The sequence below is a fragment of the Mitsuaria sp. TWR114 genome, assembly GCF_007997345.1.
Map to the genome: position 1 here is coordinate 1 of NZ_VOSR01000264.1, position 1,621 is coordinate 1,621.

Sequence of the window (1,621 nt, forward strand, 5' to 3'; positions counted from 1 at the left end):
GCCGCGGCCTGCGCCAGCGCGCGCTTGGCGATGTCGCAGGGCGTGGTGAAGTCCACGTCGCGCGCCACCGGGCTGCCCTGGAAGGAGCACTGCGCCGGGTCGGTCGTCAGCGTGATCTGCGCGGTGGCCTGGGCCTTGGCCAGGTCCGGGTTGGCCGCGTTGGTCAGCGCCTTGAACAGCGGGAAGTAGGTCAGGATCGCCAGCAGCAGGCCGGCCATGATGATGGGCTTGCGGCCGATGCGGTCCGACAGCGTGCCGAACACGACGAAGAACGGCGTGCCGATCAGCAGCGCGACGGCCACCATGATGTTGGCCGCGGCCGGGTCGACCTTGACCACGCTCTGCAGGAAGAACAGCGCGTAGAACTGGCCCGTGTACCAGACCACGCCCTGGCCGGCGACCAGGCCGAACAGCGCCAGCAGCACGATCTTCAGGTTCTTCCACTGGCCGAAGGACTCGGACAGCGGCGCCTTGGAGGTCTTGCCCTCGGACTTCATCTTCTGGAAGGCGGGCGACTCGTTCATCGACAGCCGGATCCACACGCTGATGGCCAGCAGCAGGATGGAGACGATGAACGGGATGCGCCAGCCCCAGGCCGCGAAGGTCGCCTCGCCGAGCGCCGTGCGGGTGCCCAGGATGACGATCAGCGACAGGAACAGGCCCAGCGTCGCCGTGGTCTGGATCCACGAGGTGTACGCGCCGCGCTTGCCGTGCGGGGCGTGCTCGGCGACGTAGGTCGCGGCACCGCCGTACTCGCCGCCCAGCGCCAGGCCTTGCAGCAGACGCAGGCCGACCAGGATCACCGCGGCGGCGGGACCGATGGTTTCATAGGTGGGCAGCACGCCGACGATGAAGGTCGACAGGCCCATGATCAGGATGGTCACCAGGAAGGTGTACTTGCGGCCGATCATGTCGCCCAGGCGGCCGAACACCAGCGCGCCGAACGGACGCACGATGAAGCCGGCGGCGAAGGCCATCAGCGAGGCGATGAACTGGGCCGTGGGATCCAGGCCGGTGAAGAACTGCTTGCCGATGATCGCGGCGAGCGAGCCGTACAGGTAGAAGTCGTACCACTCGAACACCGTACCCAGCGACGAGGCGAAGATGACCTTCTTCTCCTCCGCTGTCATCGGCGCATTGGTGGTCACTGCGCTTGCAGTTGCCATGGGGTTGTCTCCTCGATTCCCAGAACCATCGACCGATGGCCCTTGGGGCGGGACTATCCGAGCGCGCTCTGACCCGTTTCTGACGGCATCCTTGCCTCAGGCTGACAAACTCCGGCGTAACCCTGAGTCGGGATTTCTCGATGCGGAATTTCGAAGCCTGTGCGCCGCATCAAAGGGTATGTCCCTACCCATGCTTGCTAGCTCGAATCAGCTGCGCCGCACCCCCACCGGCAGCGTCGCCGCGGCTGTCCAGGCGGGGCCGTCGAACCAGGCGTCGCCGTCGAGGTACGCGGTCACCATGTCCATCGCGTCCAGGCCCCAGAACAGCTTGTCGGCGACGGCCATCGTCGGCACGCCGAAGACGCCGCGCGCCAGGGCGGCGTCGGTGGCCTCGCGCAGCGCGGCCTTGACCTCGTCGGACGCCGGATCGCGCTGGGGCGCGAGCTCCGCCGCCA

2 protein-coding genes are annotated in these 1,621 nt (G+C 67.5%); both read right to left on the reverse strand.

All coding sequences use genetic code 11. The features are described from left to right. On the reverse strand, positions 1–1,166 hold a 1,166-nt coding region (locus FUT87_RS11485), incomplete at its 3' end, for an MFS transporter (RefSeq protein ID WP_222617115.1). Between the two features lie 207 nt (positions 1,167–1,373). Beyond that, a partial coding sequence (locus FUT87_RS11490; RefSeq protein ID WP_186830488.1) for a DsbA family protein occupies positions 1,374–1,621 on the reverse strand: 248 nt, incomplete at its 5' end.